Here is a 15,926-nt window from a genome sequence, read left to right as displayed (position 1 = left end):
ATCAGTCCGCCAACTCCAGAATTCGTACCACCAACTGCGAGAAGCTCATGCCCGCCTGACGCGCCGCCATCGGCACCAGACTGTGGCTGGTCATACCCGGCGAGGTATTCGCTTCCAGCAGATAAAACTGGCCATCGCTGTCCAGCATGACGTCGATGCGGCCCCATCCTTTGCAACCCAACGCGGTCCACGCTTTCAGGACCAATGTCTGCAAAATAGCCTCTTGTTCCTCTTCCAGACCTGCCGGGCAGAAATATTGTGTCTCATCAGAGAGATACTTCGCCTCATAATCATAGAAGGTTCCGGCGGGTTGGATACGAATTGACGGTAAAATTTCTTCACCGAGTATCGCAACCGTAAATTCCGGGCCACTGAGCCATTTCTCAATCAGTACTTCTTCATCATGCTGAAAAGCCAATGCTAATGCTGCCTGCAAAGCATTTTCTTCTACCACTTTCGACATGCCGACGCTGGAACCTTCACGGCTCGGCTTCACAATCAGCGGCAAACCCAGCGCAGAAATTCGCGTTAGCGCGTCGTCGCTAAGCCCTTTTTCAAACTCAGCGCGCGTCAATGCCACCCATGGCGCAACCGGTAATCCGGCGCCCTGCCACAGCAATTTGCTGCGCAGTTTATCCATTGAGATTGCTGAAGCCATCACCCCGCTGCCGGTATAGGGCAGGCCAATCAGATCCAGCATCCCTTGCAGCGTGCCATCTTCGCCGCCGCGACCATGCAACGCAATAAACACCTTCTGAAAACCCATTGATTTCAGCAGGGTGACATCGACCTCTTTCGGGTCGATCGGATGCGCATCCACGCCGCCTTCGCGTAACCCGGCCAGCACCGCCGCGCCGGAATTCAGCGAAACATCACGTTCGGCGGAGGTTCCACCCAACAGGACCGCAATTTTATCAGCCATGTTGCTCCTCCTCCTGGGTTTGCGGCTTCAGTTTAATTTCAGCTAAGGTGCGCGCAATTTTGCCGATATTTCCCGCGCCTTGCACCAAAATCAAATCATTACCGGTTAATACCGGCGCCAGCATTTGCGCAACCTGCGCCGGATCGGAGACCAGAATCGGGTCAATTTTACCGCGACCGCGAATCGTACGGCACAGCGAACGGCTGTCCGCTCCCGGAATTGGCGCTTCGCCTGCGGCGTAAACATCCAGCATTAACAGCGCGTCAACCTGCGTCAGCACGTTGGCGAAATCGTCATACAGATCGCGCGTACGCGTGAAGCGGTGCGGCTGGAAAACCATCACCAGATTTTTATCCGGCCAGCCTGCACGCGCGGCCTTAATGGTGGCGTCAACTTCCGTTGGATGATGGCCGTAATCATCGACCAGCATCGCCGTCCCTGCTTTACCGTTTACCGGCTCAAGCGGGAATTCACCGAGGAAATCGAAGCGACGCCCGGTGCCCTGGAAGCTTTCCAGCGCGCGCAGAATCGCCTCGTCGTCAACCCCCTCTTCGGTCGCCACCGCCACGGCAGCCGCCGCGTTCAGCGCATTGTGGCGGCCCGGCGCATTCAGCGTCACCTGCATTGCAGGTTTATCCTGACGCAGCAGCGTAAAATGCCCCTGCGGCCCAACCTGCTGGTACTCTTCCACACGCACGTCAGCGTCGTCGCTAAAACCATACGTTGTGGTCTGACGGCCCACGCGCGGCAGCAGCTCGCGGATCACCGGATCGTCAACACACATCACTGCACGACCATAAAACGGCAAATTGTGCAGGAAATTAATAAAGGTCTGCTTCAAATTTTCGAAGTCGCCCTGGTAAGTATCCATATGGTCGGCTTCAATATTGGTGACAATCGCCACCATCGGTTGCAGATGCAGGAACGACGCATCGCTCTCATCCGCTTCCGCAATCAGATAACGGCTGTGGCCTAAACGCGCATGCACGCCAGCCGCTTTCACCAGTCCACCGTTGACGAAGGTCGGGTCCAGCCCCGCTTCCGCGTAAATGCTGGAGACCATCGCGGTGGTCGTTGTTTTTCCGTGCGTCCCGGCAATGGCGATGCCGTGACGAAAACGCATTAACTCCGCCAGCATCTCCGCGCGGCGGATCACCGGAATACGCGCTTCATGCGCCGCGACAATCTCCGGGTTATCCGCAGAGATCGCGCTGGAAACCACCACCACGCTCGCATCGCGCACGTTTTCCGGGCGATGATTGAAGAAAATGGTGGCGCCGAGGCTCGCCAGTTGCTGCGTAACCGGATTCGGCGCTAAATCAGAACCACTGATCTGATACCCTTCATTGGCCAGAACTTCGGCAATACCGCCCATACCGGCACCACCGATGCCGACAAAGTGGATGTGCCGAACGCGACGCATTTCGGGCACGATGGAACGCAGTTTTGCCAGTTGTTGTGTATTCATTCTTTACGCCATTCACTTCTCAATTCATGCGGTGCAAAAGGCACCGCCACAATTACGCCCGGGCAGCCCGGCTCACTTCATTTGCAACACGCTCGGTGGCATCTGGAATGGATGCAGCGCGGGCACGTTCTGCCATGGTTAATAACGTTTCTCGCGACCACCCGGCCAGGGTGCTGGCGACGGCATCCACAGTAAACTGCGGCTGCTCAAAAATTTTGGCGGCCCCCGCTTTCTCCAGCGGCAGGGCATTCCAGTACTGCTGCCGGTCTTTATGCTGAAACGGCACAAACAGCGCGGGCAAACCGGCGGCGGCGATTTCACTCACCGTTAACGCGCCAGAGCGGCAAACGACAACATCCGCCCACGCATAGGCTGCGGCCATGTCATCAATAAATTCCGTCACCTTATGCTGCGGTTGCCCCGCCCCGGCATAAGCCTGCTCTACGGTCTGCTGCGCGCCTTTACCGCTTTGATGCCAGATAGTGACCGTATCGCCCAGTTTTGCCGCAACTTGCGGCAGCGTCTGGTTCAATACCCGGGCCCCCTGAGAGCCGCCCACCACCAGCACGCGAATCGGCCCTTCACGTCCGGCCAGGCGTTCTTGCGGCAAGGGGAGCGCCAGTACGTCAGTACGTACCGGGTTTCCGACCACGTCCGCTTTCGGAAACGCGCCGGGAAAAGCCTGCATCACCGTCGTGGCGATTTTCGCCAGCCACTTATTGGTCAACCCTGCAATGCCGTTTTGCTCATGCAGCACAACCGGAATACCCAGCGACCACGCCGCCAGACCGCCGGGGCCAGAGACATAGCCGCCCATGCCGAGCACCACATCAGGCTTAAACTGCTTCATGATCGCCCGCGCCTGGCGCCAGGCGTTAAAAATACGCAGCGGTGCCGCCAGCAGCGCTTTCACGCCTTTTCCGCGCAAACCGGAAATGCGAATGAAATCAATCTCAATGCCATGCTTCGGCACTAAATCCGCTTCCATACGATCGGCGGTTCCGAGCCAGCGTACTTGCCAGCCCTGGTCCATTAAATGGTGCGCGACGGCCAGTCCTGGGAACACATGTCCGCCAGTACCGCCCGCCATCACCATTAACCGCTTCGGTTGACCACTCATCGTGAACCTCGTGTAAACGCCTGCGCTTTTTCCAGACGCGTTTCATAATCAATACGTAACAAAAACATGATGGCCGTCGACATGATCAGCAAACTGGAACCACCATAACTGATCAGCGGCAGCGTCAGCCCCTTCGTTGGCAGCATGCCTGCCGCCGCGCCGACGTTGACCAGCGCCTGGAAACTGAACCAGATTCCAATCGAGCAGGCCAGGAACCCTGAAAAACGGTGATCAATCTCCAGCGCCTTACGGCCAATCGACATCGCGCGAAAAGCGACGAAGAATACCATTAAAAGCGCCAGTACCACACCGATATAACCCAGTTCTTCCCCAATAATGGCGAAGATGAAGTCAGTATGCGCTTCCGGCAGATACTCCAGTTTTTGTACCGAGTTCCCCAGCCCCTGCCCCCACATCTCACCACGGCCAAATGCCATCAGGGATTGCGTCAGCTGGTAGCCGCTGCCAAACGGATCTTCCCAGGGGTTCCAGAAAGAGGTCACACGGCGAATACGATACGGTTCGGCGAGGATCAGCAGGATCACCGCCGATATCCCCATGCCGATGATGGCAATGAACTGCCATAACTTCGCCCCGGCGAGGAACAGCATCGCCAGCGTGGTAACGAACAGCACCACCACCGTCCCGAGATCGGGCTGCGCCAGCAGCAAAATCGCCAGCACCAGAATCACGCCCATCGGTTTTAAGAAGCCGCGCAGGTTATTACGCACTTCATCAACTTTGCGCACCAGATAGTTGGCGAGGTAGCAGAACAGCGACAGTTTGGTAAATTCCGCAGGCTGAATACGCAGCGGCCCCAGCGCAATCCAACGCGATGCCCCGTTAACTGAGCTACCCACCACCAGCACGATCAACAACATGATGATCGACGCGATCAGCATCGTGGTGCTGTACTTTTGCCAGAACTCCATCGGTAAACGCAGCGTGATCATCGCCAGGCAAAACGCCAGGAGTATGTACAGCGCGTCACGCTTGGCAAACAGGAAAGGATCGTTCGCCAGACGTTGTCCGACAGGCATTGACGCCGACGTCACCATGATGAAACCGATCGCCGCCAGGCCAAATGTCAGCCAGAGCAACGTGCGGTCATACATGATCAGGCTATCGTCGTCTTTATCGCGCGACGCCATCACCCAGCCTTTAAGCGCCGTAAAGACCCATACCAGGATTCCAAATCCCGGCAGGCGCGGCATTCTCAGGCGAGGGAGAGATAAACGCATCAACCTAACTCCTTCGCCAGACGGGTAAAGACATCGCCCCGTTGCTCAAAATTCTTAAACTGATCGAGGCTGGCGCAGGCCGGAGACAACAGAACCATATCGCCCGGTTGCAAACGCGGCGCCAGCAGACGCATCGCCTCTTCCATCGTCTCAGTTTGTTCTGCGATTTCCGGGCGCAGCGCCGCCAGCTGCGCGCCATCACGACCAAAGCAGTACAGGCGAACGCGATCGCCGCCCAGGTAACGGGTGAGCGAAGAGAAATCCGCCGATTTACCATCGCCGCCGAGCAGCAGGTGCAGCGTACCGTCTACGTGCAGGCCATTCAGCGCCGCTTCCGTGCTGCCTACGTTGGTGGCTTTGGAATCGTTAATCCAGCGCACACCGTTATGCTCCAGCGCCAGTTGGAAGCGATGCGCCAGGCCGGTAAAGGTCGTCAACGCTTTCAGGCTGCTGGCACGCGGTAAACCCGCCGCATCGGCCAGCGCCAGCGCCGCCAGCGCATTGGTGTAGTTGTGCTGGCCGGAAAGCTTCATCTCTTTCACGTTCAACACTTTTTCACCCTTCACCCGCAGCCAGGTCTCACCCTGCTGGCGATTGAGGTGATAATCCCCCATGTTGACGCCAAAACTGACGCAACGCGCATCCGCGCCGCGTACCGGCATGGTCAGCGCGTCATCGGCATTCACCACGCAAACTTTCGCATTCTCATACACGCGCAGTTTTGCCGCGCGATACTGTTGCAGACCAAACGGATATCGGTCCATATGGTCTTCGGTAACGTTCAGGATGGTTGCGGCAACGGCCTGTAGGCTGGATGTCGTTTCCAGCTGGAAGCTGGAAAGCTCCAGTACGTACAGCTCGCGAGCGGCGTCCAGCAGCATCAACGCAGGCAGACCAATGTTACCGCCAACGCCCACGTTCACGCCCGCCGCTTTCGCCATCTCGCCTACCAGCGTGGTCACGGTGCTTTTACCGTTCGATCCGGTGATCGCCACGATCGGCGCCTGCGCTTCGCGACAGAACAGTTCGATATCGCCGACAATCTCAATACCCGCATCGGCGGCAGCGCTCAGTGAAGGGTGCGCCAGAGCAATACCAGGGCTGGCGACAATCAGATCCGCCGCCAGTAGCCAGTCATCATTCAGGCTGCCGACGTGACGCTCTACCGCTTCCGGTAATTTGTCCAGACCCGGCGGCGTCGCACGGGTATCCATTACGCGCGGCGTTACGCCGCGCGCCAGGAAAAAGTCCACGCAGGAAAGTCCGGTCAATCCCAGACCAATAATGACGACTTTTTTACCCTGGTAATCAGCCATGATTAACGTACCTTCAGCGTTGCCAGGCCAATCAGGACCAGCATCAGCGAAATAATCCAGAAGCGCACGATAACGCGCGGTTCCGGCCAGCCTTTCAGTTCATAGTGATGATGAATCGGCGCCATGCGGAAGATGCGCTGCCCGCGCAATTTAAAGGAACCGACCTGCAAAATGACTGACAGGGTTTCCACGACAAACACGCCGCCCATAATCACCAGCAAAAACTCCTGACGCAGCAGCACCGCGATGATGCCCAGCGCGCCGCCCAGCGCCAGCGACCCGACGTCTCCCATAAAGACCTGCGCCGGATAGGTGTTAAACCACAGGAAGCCTAAGCCCGCGCCGACAATCGCCGTACAGACAATCACCAGTTCACCGGCATGGCGTAAGTACGGAATATGCAAGTAGTTGGCGAAATTCATGTTGCCGGTTGCCCACGCCACCAGCGCAAAACCGGCGGCGACGAATACGGTCGGCATAATCGCCAGGCCGTCCAGACCATCGGTCAGGTTAACCGCGTTGCCCGTTCCGACGATCACGAAGTACGCCAGCAGCACGTAGAACAGACCCAGTTGCGGCATCACGTCTTTAAAGAACGGCACCACCAGTTCGGTGGCCGGCGTGTCTTTCCCCGCCAGATACAGCGCGAACGCCACGCCCAGCGCAATCACCGACATCCAGAAATATTTCCAGCGAGCGATCAGCCCTTTGGTGTCTTTACGCACCACTTTGCGGTAATCATCGACAAAACCAATAATGCCGTAGCCCACCAGCACCACCAGCACGCACCAGACGTACGGGTTAGACGGGTAAGCCCACAGCAGGACGGAGACCACAATCGCCGTCAGAATCATAATCCCGCCCATTGTTGGCGTACCGCGCTTGCTAAAGTGCGATTCCGGGCCGTCATTACGCACGACCTGGCCAAAAGACAATTTTTGTAAGCGGGCAATCATACGCGGGCCCATCCACAAGGAGATGAACAGCGCGGTCAGCAGGCTGACGATGGCGCGAAACGTCAGATAGGAAAAGACGTTAAAGCCGGAATAATATTTGACCAAATGTTCGGCCAGCCAAACTAACATGTTCCATTCTCCTGTAATGCGCGTACTACCTCTTCCATGGCGGCACTACGTGAACCCTTCACTAAAATGGTAATAATCTGATGCTCCGCAATCAGCGTGTTAAGACGCGCGACCAGAGCCGATTTATCCGCAAAATGTTCGCCAACGCCGCTGGCATTGCCGATCGCCTGACTCAGTTTTCCTGTACTCAGCACGCTGTCGATACCCGCCGCTTTTGCCGCGTCACCGACCTGAACATGGCATGCTTCGCTTTCCGCGCCCAGCTCCGCCATATCGCCGACCACCAGCACCCGGTAGCCTGGCATTTCAGACAGCACCTGCACAGCGGCGGTCATCGAACCGACGTTGGCGTTATAGGAGTCATCAAGTAACAGCTGGTTGTCATTCAACTGGATGGGGAACAGGCGCCCCGGCACGGCTTTCAGGTTCGCCAGACCGGTTTTAATGGCGTCAAGGGTAGCCCCTACCGCCATCGACAGCGCAGCCGCCGCCAGCGCGTTTGCAATATTGTGGCGACCAGGCAGCGGCAGCAGGACGTCAATGTCGCCCGTCGGCGTTTGCAGCGTGAATTCCGTACCGTGCGAGGTCACATGGATATTGGTCGCGGTAAAATCGCTGTTGGCGGCATTCGGTGAAAAACGCCACACTTTGCGATCGCCAATAATGCCCTGCCAGTTCAGCCAGTCGTTGTTATCGGCGTTCATAATGGCGATCCCATTCACCGGCAAGCCGGTATAGATTTCGCCTTTCGCTTTCGCCACGCCCGCCAGCGAACCGAATCCTTCCAGGTGCGCTGCCGCCAGATTATTAACCAGTGCCGCTTCAGGACGCGTCAGGCCGACGGTCCAGGCAATTTCGCCCTGGTGATTGGCGCCTAACTCAATGACGGCATAGTCATAATCGTTGTTTAACCGCAGCAACGTCATCGGTACGCCGATATCGTTATTCAGGTTGCCCGCGGTGTATAAGGTGTTGCCACACTGACTCAGAATGGCGGCGGTCATCTCTTTAACGGACGTTTTGCCGGAGGAGCCGGTTAACGCCACGACGCGAGCGGGAACCTGCGCCCGAACCCATGCGGCCAGTTCGCCGAAGGCCAGCCGCGTATCTTTGACGATCAGCTGCGGCAGATCGCAATCCAGCGGGCGACTCACCAGCAGCGCACCGGCGCCGCCCTCTTTCGCGTTATCCGCAAAATCGTGGGCGTCGAAACGATCGCCTTTCAGCGCCACAAACAGGCAGCCCGGCGTCACCTTACGCGTATCAGTCGTGACCGCGTCAATCGTCAGGTCGGCGCCCTGTAATTCGCCGTGCAGAATACCGGCCAGTTGGCTGAGCGTTACGCTAATCATGCGATCACCCCCAGCAGACGCGCAGCCGTCACGCGGTCGGAGTAATCAAGGCGCTGAGTACCGACAATCTGGTAATCCTCATGCCCTTTACCCGCGACCAGAACCACGTCGTTTTCTTTCGCCTGCATAATGGCGCAGGTCACCGCCTCTGCGCGGCCCTCCATCACTTTCGCGTGCCCGGCATCCAGCATACCCGTCAGAATGTCATTAATGATCGCGCGCGGCTCTTCGGTACGTGGGTTATCGTCCGTCACTACCACCACGTCCGCGAACTCTTCGGCAATCGCCCCCATCAGCGGACGTTTACCTTTATCGCGATCGCCGCCACAGCCAAAGACGCACCACAGTTGACCAGTACAGTGCAACCGTGCAGCCTGCAACGCTTTTTCCAGCGCATCCGGCGTGTGGGCGTAATCGACCACCACCGTGGTTTTGCCCGGCGCGCTGAACACCTCCATCCGCCCGCAAACCGGTTGCAGTCGGGGGGCGGTTTTCAGCAGATCCGCCAGGGGGTAGCCAAGCGCCAGCAACGTTGCCAGCGCCAGCAGCAGGTTGCTGACGTTAAACGCGCCCATCAGACGGCTTTCAATCTCGCCTTCGCCCCAACTGGAGTCGAAACGGATCGTCGCGCCGCTATCGTGGTACTTCACCTCAACCGCTTTCAGCCAACGTCCGTGGCAGTTCGGGTTGATATGATCCTCCATCGAGACCGCAACGGCATCCGGCAACCTCACCAGCCATCGGCGTCCGACTTCATCATCGGCATTGATGATAGCCTCGCCGTAATGGTGCGTTGAATAGAGCATCCATTTCGCCGCTTCGTAATGTTCCATGTCACCGTGATAATCAAGGTGATCGCGGCTTAAATTCGTGAAAACAGAGGCGGCAAATTTCAGCGCGGCGACCCGGTGCTGCACCAGACCGTGGGAAGAGACTTCCATTGCGCCGAATGTTGCGCCCTGCTCAACCAGACCGGCCAGCACATGCTGTACGTCAACGGCGGAACCGGTTGTGTTCTCCGTCGGGATCACTTTGCCCAACAGACCATTACCCACCGTTCCCATTACCGCGCTGGTTTCGCCAAGCAGTTGGCTCCACTGCGCCAGCAGTTGCGTGGTGGTGGTTTTTCCGTTCGTTCCGGTCACGCCGACCAGACGCATATGTTCAGATGGCTCGTGGTAGAAGCGGCCCGCCAGTGCAGATAAACGCTCGTTGAGCTGGCTCAGATAGATAACCGGCACACCGTGCATTTCACGGATTTCCCCGTCGGTCGCCTCATCTTTGGCCTCTGCAATAATGGCAGCCACACCTTGCGCTATCGCCTGCGGGATATATCGACGCCCGTCCGCCTGATGACCCACCACTGCCACAAAGAGATCGCCCGATGCAGCCACACGGCTGTCGAGTGTCATCTCCCGCAGTGCTCGCTCCGGTGCGCCAGGCACCCACGGAGCGAGAAGGTCGCGCAAATTACGATCTGCCACCTGTTCCCTCGCCTTGGTTAATTACAAATTCACTTTTTTCGCCCGTTGCCAGCGCATCCGGTTCGATGTTCATGGTGCGCAGTACGCCGCCCATAATGGCACCGAATACCGGCGCGGAAACGGCGCCGCCGTAGTATTTACCCGCCTGCGGATCGTTGATAACAACCACCAGCGCGAAGCGCGGCTGACTCGCAGGCGCAACGCCTGCGGTATAAGCAATGTATTTGTTGATGTAGCGGCCATCCGGCCCCACTTTTTTCGCCGTACCGGTTTTAATGGCGATGCGATAACCTTTGATCGCCGCCTTCACGCCGCCGCCGCCCGGCAGCGCCACGCTTTCCATCATGTGGACGACGGTACGAACGGTCGCTTCCGGGAAGACGCGCTCGCCCGGTACAGGAGGATCAACTTTGGTAATCGACAGCGGACGATAAACGCCGTAGCTGCCAATCGTTGCGTAGACTCGCGCTAACTGTAACGGGGTTACCATTAGCCCATAGCCGAAAGAGAAGGTGGCCCTCTCTATGTCAGACCACCGTTGTTTTTGAGGATATAAGCCACTGCGTTCTCCGACCAACCCCAAATTGGTCGCCTTTCCTAGCCCAAAACGTGAGTAAGTATCTACTAACGCTGAGGACGGCATCGCTAACGCCAGCTTAGAAACGCCGACGTTACTCGACTTCTGTAAAACCCCGGTCAGGGTCAATTCGCTGTAACGCGCCACGTCTTTGATTTCGTGACCATTAATTCGATATGGCACCGTGTTCAGCACGGTGTTTTCACGCACGACCCCGCGCTGTAACGCGGTCATCACCACCATCGGTTTGACGGTTGAACCGGGTTCAAACACGTCCGTGATGGTGCGGTTACGCATAGCGTCTTTCGGCGTACCGGTCAGGTTATTCGGGTTGTAGGACGGGCTGTTCGCCATTGCCAGCACTTCGCCAGTATTGACATCCACCAGCACGGCGCTGCCTGACTCCGCTTTGTTGAAGGCCACGGCGTTGTTCAGTTCGCGATAGACCAACGCTTGCAGGCGCTCATCAATGCTCAGCGCCAGATTGTGCGCGGCCTGGCTGTCGGTAGAAGAGATATCTTCAATAACCCGGCCATAACGGTCTTTACGTACAATACGTTCGCCTGGCTGGCCGGTCAGCCACTTATCGAAGCTCTTCTCAACTCCTTCAATCCCCTGGCTATCGACGTTAGTGAAGCCAATGAGGTGAGCGGTCACTTCCCCGGAAGGATAGTAACGGCGGGACTCTTCGCGCAGATGAATGCCTGGCAGCTTCAGTTTTTTGATGTAGTCGCCGAGATCCGGGTTAACCTGACGCGCCAGATAGATAAAGCGGCCTTTCGGGTTCGCATTGACGCGAGCCGCCAGTTGGTCGAGCGGCATTTTCAGCGCGTCCGCCAGCGCCTTCCAGCGGTTGTCCAGCGTGATCCCGCCTGCATCATGCAGCTCTTTCGGGTCCGCCCAGATGGCTTTTACCGGCACGCTCACCGCCAGTGGGCGACCAGAGCGGTCGGTGATCATGCCGCGAGAGGTGGAGACTTCCTGTACACGCAAAGAGCGCATGTCGCCCTGACGCACTAACATGTCAGGCGCAATAATTTGCAGCCAGGCCACGCGCCCCAGCAGGAACCCCAGCGCCAGCAGAATGCAGCCGCACAGCAACGCAAAACGCCAACTGACAAAGTTGGCTTGTTCTTCCTGGCGTTTTGGTTTGAGCGTCTTTGCCGCTGCTTTCATGCGTCGCGTTTATCCTTATTTTTGCACTACGATATTTTCTTGTGAGGGATCGACATGCTGCATCTGCAATTTTTCCGTTGCGATCCGTTCTACCCGGCTATGATCGCCGAGCGCGTTTTCTTCAAGAATCAGGTTGCGCCATTCGATATCCAGCGCATCACGCTCCAGCACCAGTTGCTCGCGCTGCGCGGTTAACAGGCGCGTATGGTGCGCCGTTGTCACGACGGTGACCGCCGTTAAAATAATGCAAATGAACAGGCAGAGTGGCAGCTTCCCAAATCGCAAAAGATCGTCACCGATCACGCCAGGCAAAGCATGGCGATTGGTGATTCCCGTCGATCCCTTCACTTTGCTCAGGGCTTCTGTCACTCTGCTGATCATGCGTTCGTCCTCTCTGCAATACGCAGAACTGAACTACGGGCGCGTGGATTTTCCGCCACTTCTTCTTCGCCCGGCATCAACTTGCCTAATGCTCTTAGCTCACGACCGCCCAGTTTTTTGAGCTGCTCTTCCGTCATCGGCAACCCTGCTGGAACCTGTGGACCGCGGCTTTGCTCACGCATAAAGCGCTTCACAATACGGTCTTCCAGCGAGTGGAAACTGATAATGGAAAGCCGCCCACCCGGGGCCAGCACGCTGAGCGAGCTTTTTAGCGCCTGCTCTATCTCCTCCAGTTCACTGTTCACCCAAATGCGCACCGCCTGGAAGGTACGGGTCGCGGGATGTTTGAATTTGTCCTTCACCGGCGTCGCCGCTGCGACCACTTCCGCCAGTTCTTTGGTGCGGGTCATGGGCTGTTCGCGGTTGCGCTCCACAATGGCGCGGGCAATACGTTTCGCAAAACGCTCTTCGCCAAAGGTTTTCAGCACCCAGGCAATATCGACTTCTTCTGCGGTTTGCAGCCATTCTGCGGCAGACTGACCGCGCGTTGGGTCCATACGCATATCCAGCGGGCCATCGCGCATAAAAGAAAAACCACGTTCGGCATCATCGAGTTGCGGTGAAGAGACGCCAAGATCAAGGAGAATCCCGTCGATCTTGCCGATAAGTTCGCGCTCACTTACATAATCAGCAAGCGCAGAGAAAGGTCCATGAATGATGGAGAAGCGAGGATCATTGATGGCCTGGGCTTCGGCAATAGCCTGCGGATCGCGATCGATCGCCAGCAAACGTCCCTCTTCGCCAAGCCGGGAGAGGATCAGACGTGAGTGGCCGCCGCGACCAAATGTCCCATCAATGTAGATGCCGTCAGGGCGAATGTTCAGACCGTTTACGGCCTCGTCCAGCAGCACCGTAGTGTGTTTAAAATTTTCCATCATCATTATAGAGACAAGTCCTGCAGTCGTTCCGACAAGGTTTCGGTTACTGACTGCTCAGCGTCGATATCTTCCTTGACCTGTTGATACCAGGTCGTTTCATCCCACAGTTCAAACTTATTGAACTGTCCAACCAGCATCACTTCTTTCGTCAGCCCGGCATGTTGCCGCAGAATCGGCGCGATCAATAAGCGACCTGCGCTATCCATCTGACATTCGCTGGCATGCCCCAACAGTAAACGCTGCACGCGGCGCTCAACCGGGTTCATGCTCGACAGACGCGATAATTTTTGCTCGATAATTTCCCATTCAGGCAGGGGGTAAAGCAGCAGGCACGGGTGATGGATGTCAATGGTACAAACCATTTGACCGGTAGCGTTCTCGATCAGTTGATCCCGGTAACGGGTGGGCACAGATAAGCGCCCCTTACTGTCGAGATTGACTAACGTTGCTCCCCGGAACATGCCAGCCTCACCCCTTATTACCACTTTGCCCCACAAATTCCCACTTAAAGGAGTTTACGGAGCGGAGGAAAAGCTTGTCAAGCAAGTCAGGACGCTTACCGGAGTAAAAAACCCAATGTATACGGCTAATATCAGCGTTGATTAAATTCCGTCCAACGAGCGAAGCAAATTAACGTCATGAATATTTGTAAGAAAAAAGATCCAAAAACTCATCACCGTTTAAAACGACTCAATATCATCTGATAAAAATATAAAGTGTCAGTTTGCGACGCGAGCGGCATTTTAGGACAATATGCAGCGAGATAACAGTACCTGTTTATCGCTCTCTACGCCCCGCACCGACAAGCCAGCCGCGACGTAGAGGCCACATCGAAAAAAAGTGTTTGTTAATTCGGCAATTCGTCGCCCGCATGTAACAAAATAATACAAAACGGGTTCAATACGACGTCTCAATAAACCTGAAGTCGGTATCGACAGGTTTAAAATCAGCATATTTGAAAGATAAGTCGGATAATTCTAAGGAATAATCTTAATTATGGTGTGAGTATTGTTGGCAGGTGAATATTTGCCCGGTCAGCGACAACGCCGCCGGGCGATTTGCCAGATGGCGGCATAACCGCCTTATCCGGCCGACAGAAATGGACTAACTGCGGCTAAGAATACCGCGACGGTACAAATTACGTTTGATTCGCGTTAAACCTGGCTTCGGTTTACGCGGCTCATCCAGGCTGGCCAGGACGATCTCCAGGACGCGTTCAGCAACATCACGATGACGCTGTGCGACCGCCAGAACCGGACACTGCAAGAAGTCGAGCAGCTCATTATCGCCAAAGGTGGCGATCGCCAGGTTGGAAGGCAGCTTCCCGTCACGACGTAACGTTACATCCATCACGCCCTGCAAGAGCGCAAACGATGTGGTAAACAGCGCCTGCGGCATCGGGTGAGTTTCCAGCCATTTTTCGAACAGCTGCGCCGCCGCTTCCCGCTCGTAGCTGTTGGCGTACAGATAGTGTACTTCGCGCGGATCGTCTTTCCATGCGGTACGGAACCCCTGCTCGCGCAGGAAACTGACGGACAGCTCCGGCAACGCGCCCAGGTAAAGCACCGTTTCCGCCGGGAATTTACGTAACTCTGCCGCCAGCATTTCCGCATCATCCTGATCCGCCCCGACAACGCTGGTGAAATGTTCGCGATCCAGCGCGCGATCCAGCGCCACGATGGGGAATGAACCATTGGCCCAGCGCTGGTAGAACGGATGCTCCGGCGGTAACGAGGTCGATACAATGATCGCATCCACCTGGCGTTGTAGAAGATGTTCGATGCACCGCATTTCGTTATCCGGCTGATCTTCTGAGCAGGCAATCAGCAGTTGATAACCGCGCTGGCGCGCCTGGCGCTCCAGGTAGTTTGCGATACGGGTATAACTCGTGTTCTCCAGATCGGGAATGACCAGTCCGATAGAACGTGTGCGTCCAGCACGCAGCCCGGCGGCCACAGCATTCGGGTGGTAATTATGCTCACGCACCACCGCCATGACTTTCTCGACGGTCTTGTCGCTCACACGGTATTGCTTTGCTTTTCCGTTAATAACGTAGCTTGCAGTCGTTCGCGATACACCGGCCAGCCGAGCGATTTCATCCAGTTTCACAATTGCCCCTTGCGTAAAATGTACAAACCATAACCATTGTGACGGCATGGGTTAAATTTCTTAACATCTAAGCGCAGAATAGTGACTGCGGCAACCGCTTTTATTCCGGGTTACCACTGATTTCGCAAAAAAAGCCAACGGGTAGCGTCGGCGGAGGTTGAGACGTCACCTGTAGGCCGGATAAGCATTAGCGCCATCCGGCAGGGTATAATGGCCTGATGGCGCTTCGCTTATCAGGCCTACAATTGAAATACAACACAATGACTAACGCATGATCTTGTCGCCGCGCGAAAGCCCGACGACGCCGGAACGGGCAACTTCAACAATTTTCGCCACTTCACGCAGCGTCGCCAGAAACGCGTCCAGCTTATCGCTGGTGCCTGCCAGCTGGACGGTATAAATAGAAGGCGTGACATCAATAATCTGCCCACGGAAAATCTCCGTGTTGCGCTTCACCTCTTCCCTTCCGTACCCGCTGGCCTGAATCTTCACCAGCATGATTTCTCGCTCAACGTGCGCGCCCTGCCCAAGTTCGCTTACGCGCAGAACATCCACCAGCTTGTGCAGTTGCTTTTCAATTTGCTCCAGAACTTTCTCATCGCCAACTGTCTGGATGGTCATACGCGATAACGTCGGATCGTCGGTCGGCGCGACGGTAAGGCTTTCAATGTTGTATCCACGCTGGGCGAAGAGGCCAATCACACGCGACAATGCACCCGACTCGTTTTCCAGCAATACTGATAATATCCGGCGCATA

14 protein-coding genes are annotated in these 15,926 nt (G+C 56.4%); all 14 read right to left on the bottom strand.

What is annotated here, in order from left to right; genetic code table 11:
- Nucleotide 1 precedes the first annotated feature (1 nt).
- The 14 genes from OGV67_RS17090 to ilvN all read right to left on the bottom strand — a co-directional run bounded on the left by OGV67_RS17090 (nt 2) and on the right by ilvN (nt 15,925).
- Complete coding sequence (locus tag OGV67_RS17090; RefSeq protein WP_012134070.1) at nt 2–922, bottom strand: D-alanine--D-alanine ligase; 921 nt, start codon at nt 920–922, stop codon at nt 2–4.
- A complete protein-coding gene (gene murC / locus OGV67_RS17085; protein ID WP_115615131.1) occupies nt 915–2,390 on the bottom strand; it encodes a UDP-N-acetylmuramate--L-alanine ligase in 1,476 nt (491 codons plus the stop codon). Before murC ends, OGV67_RS17090 begins: the two co-directional genes overlap by 8 nt.
- Nucleotides 2,391–2,442: 52 nt before the next feature.
- Nucleotides 2,443–3,510: an undecaprenyldiphospho-muramoylpentapeptide beta-N-acetylglucosaminyltransferase gene (gene murG / locus OGV67_RS17080; RefSeq protein ID WP_071257561.1), complete on the bottom strand. Its 1,068-nt coding sequence runs from the start codon at nt 3,508–3,510 to the stop codon at nt 2,443–2,445.
- Nucleotides 3,507–4,751 carry a cell division protein FtsW gene (gene ftsW / locus OGV67_RS17075; RefSeq protein WP_024130710.1) on the bottom strand — a complete coding sequence of 415 codons (1,245 nt, stop codon included), beginning with the start codon at nt 4,749–4,751 and terminating at the stop codon, nt 3,507–3,509. Before ftsW ends, murG begins: the two co-directional genes overlap by 4 nt.
- The gene (gene murD / locus OGV67_RS17070) at nt 4,751–6,067 is read right to left on the bottom strand and encodes a UDP-N-acetylmuramoyl-L-alanine--D-glutamate ligase (RefSeq protein WP_012134074.1); all 1,317 of its coding nucleotides are present in this window, start codon (nt 6,065–6,067) and stop codon (nt 4,751–4,753) included. The genes ftsW and murD overlap by 1 nt, the downstream gene beginning before the upstream one ends.
- 2 nt (nt 6,068–6,069) lie before the next feature.
- Nucleotides 6,070–7,152, bottom strand: a complete 1,083-nt coding sequence (mraY, locus tag OGV67_RS17065; RefSeq protein ID WP_012134075.1) for a phospho-N-acetylmuramoyl-pentapeptide-transferase — start codon at nt 7,150–7,152, stop codon at nt 6,070–6,072.
- Nucleotides 7,146–8,504, bottom strand: coding sequence for a UDP-N-acetylmuramoyl-tripeptide--D-alanyl-D-alanine ligase (gene murF, locus OGV67_RS17060; RefSeq protein ID WP_115615132.1), 1,359 nt, complete (start codon nt 8,502–8,504; stop codon nt 7,146–7,148). Before murF ends, mraY begins: the two co-directional genes overlap by 7 nt.
- Nucleotides 8,501–9,988 carry a UDP-N-acetylmuramoyl-L-alanyl-D-glutamate--2,6-diaminopimelate ligase gene (gene murE / locus OGV67_RS17055; protein WP_115615133.1) on the bottom strand — a complete coding sequence of 496 codons (1,488 nt, stop codon included), beginning with the start codon at nt 9,986–9,988 and terminating at the stop codon, nt 8,501–8,503. The genes murF and murE overlap by 4 nt, the downstream gene beginning before the upstream one ends.
- Complete coding sequence (gene ftsI / locus OGV67_RS17050; RefSeq protein WP_012134078.1) at nt 9,975–11,741, bottom strand: peptidoglycan glycosyltransferase FtsI; 1,767 nt, start codon at nt 11,739–11,741, stop codon at nt 9,975–9,977. Before ftsI ends, murE begins: the two co-directional genes overlap by 14 nt.
- A 15-nt stretch (nt 11,742–11,756) precedes the next feature.
- A complete protein-coding gene (ftsL, locus tag OGV67_RS17045) occupies nt 11,757–12,122 on the bottom strand; it encodes a cell division protein FtsL (protein WP_012134079.1) in 366 nt (121 codons plus the stop codon).
- The gene (gene rsmH, locus OGV67_RS17040) at nt 12,119–13,060 is read right to left on the bottom strand and encodes a 16S rRNA (cytosine(1402)-N(4))-methyltransferase RsmH (protein WP_147294144.1); all 942 of its coding nucleotides are present in this window, start codon (nt 13,058–13,060) and stop codon (nt 12,119–12,121) included. Before rsmH ends, ftsL begins: the two co-directional genes overlap by 4 nt.
- Before the next feature lie 2 nt (nt 13,061–13,062).
- Entirely contained in the window at nt 13,063–13,521 is a 459-nt protein-coding gene (gene mraZ, locus OGV67_RS17035) for a division/cell wall cluster transcriptional repressor MraZ (protein ID WP_012134081.1), read from the bottom strand.
- Nucleotides 13,522–14,164: 643 nt separating this feature from the next.
- Nucleotides 14,165–15,169, bottom strand: a complete 1,005-nt coding sequence (gene cra, locus OGV67_RS17030) for a catabolite repressor/activator (RefSeq protein WP_024130712.1) — start codon at nt 15,167–15,169, stop codon at nt 14,165–14,167.
- A gap of 264 nt (nt 15,170–15,433) precedes the next feature.
- On the bottom strand, nt 15,434–15,925 hold the full coding sequence (gene ilvN / locus OGV67_RS17025) for an acetolactate synthase small subunit (protein ID WP_003829566.1): 492 nt from the start codon (nt 15,923–15,925) through the stop codon (nt 15,434–15,436).
- Nucleotide 15,926: the final 1 nt, after the last annotated feature.

Origin of the sequence: Citrobacter sp. CK188 (assembly GCF_030333525.1) — a bacterium.
In the GTDB taxonomy this organism is placed as follows: Bacteria; Pseudomonadota; Gammaproteobacteria; order Enterobacterales; family Enterobacteriaceae; genus Citrobacter_B; species Citrobacter_B koseri.
Note: the sequence above shows the minus strand (reverse complement) of the source record. Positions and strands in the feature narration are given on the sequence as shown.

Bases quoted from the DNA above. Each gene is read 5' to 3' on its own strand.
- OGV67_RS17090 (WP_012134070.1), bottom strand. From the start codon at position 922: ATGGCTGATAAAATTGCGGTCCTGTTGGGTGGAACCTCCGCCGAACGT.
- murC (WP_115615131.1), bottom strand. From the start codon at position 2,390: ATGAATACACAACAACTGGCAAAACTGCGTTCCATCGTGCCCGAAATG.
- murG (WP_071257561.1), bottom strand. From the start codon at position 3,510: ATGAGTGGTCAACCGAAGCGGTTAATGGTGATGGCGGGCGGTACTGGC.
- ftsW (WP_024130710.1), bottom strand. From the start codon at position 4,751: ATGCGTTTATCTCTCCCTCGCCTGAGAATGCCGCGCCTGCCGGGATTT.
- murD (WP_012134074.1), bottom strand. From the start codon at position 6,067: ATGGCTGATTACCAGGGTAAAAAAGTCGTCATTATTGGTCTGGGATTG.
- mraY (WP_012134075.1), bottom strand. From the start codon at position 7,152: ATGTTAGTTTGGCTGGCCGAACATTTGGTCAAATATTATTCCGGCTTT.
- murF (WP_115615132.1), bottom strand. From the start codon at position 8,504: ATGATTAGCGTAACGCTCAGCCAACTGGCCGGTATTCTGCACGGCGAA.
- ftsI (WP_012134078.1), bottom strand. From the start codon at position 11,741: ATGAAAGCAGCGGCAAAGACGCTCAAACCAAAACGCCAGGAAGAACAA.
- ftsL (WP_012134079.1), bottom strand. From the start codon at position 12,122: ATGATCAGCAGAGTGACAGAAGCCCTGAGCAAAGTGAAGGGATCGACG.
- rsmH (WP_147294144.1), bottom strand. From the start codon at position 13,060: ATGATGGAAAATTTTAAACACACTACGGTGCTGCTGGACGAGGCCGTA.
- mraZ (WP_012134081.1), bottom strand. From the start codon at position 13,521: ATGTTCCGGGGAGCAACGTTAGTCAATCTCGACAGTAAGGGGCGCTTA.
- ilvN (WP_003829566.1), bottom strand. From the start codon at position 15,925: ATGCGCCGGATATTATCAGTATTGCTGGAAAACGAGTCGGGTGCATTG.